2 protein-coding genes are annotated in these 379 nt (G+C 72.3%); one reads left to right on the top strand and one right to left on the bottom strand.

The annotated features are described in order from the left end of the window. A partial coding sequence (locus I6F37_RS47280; protein ID WP_225155169.1) for a diguanylate cyclase occupies positions 1 to 179 on the bottom strand: 179 nt, incomplete at its 3' end. Positions 180 to 206: 27 nt separating this feature from the next. Between I6F37_RS47280 and I6F37_RS47285 the strand changes: the two genes are divergently transcribed. Next, positions 207 to 379: TlpA family protein disulfide reductase (locus tag I6F37_RS47285; RefSeq protein ID WP_368736852.1), on the top strand; the 173-nt coding region annotated here is incomplete at its 3' end.

Genomic DNA, 379 nt, shown 5'->3' on the forward strand with positions numbered 1-379 from the left:
AACTGGTCGCCGACGTCGTGGCCGAGCGCGTCGTTCAGGAGCTTGAACCCGTCGAGGTCCACCAGCAGCACGGCGAGCGACCGGCCGGGCCGGAGGGCGGTGGCGGCGTGCTCGAGATCCCGGAGGCAGACCGCGAGGCGCCGGTCGAGGTGTCCGGGGAGACGCTGACCGGGGACCACCTGGACCTGGCCGACCGTCGTGGCTCGGTGGTGGTGGTCAACGTGTGGTGGTCCGGTTGCGCGCCCTGCCGCGTCGAGGCGCCGATGCTGGTGGACGCCGCCGACGAACTCGCGGGGGACGCCACCATCGTCGGGATCGACATCCGCAACTCGAGGGACGACGGGTTGGCGTTCGAGCGGGGCCTGGGGATTCCGTACCC

This window comes from Bradyrhizobium sp. NBAIM08 (assembly GCF_020193935.1).
Classification (GTDB): domain Bacteria; phylum Pseudomonadota; class Alphaproteobacteria; order Rhizobiales; family Xanthobacteraceae; genus Bradyrhizobium; species Bradyrhizobium yuanmingense.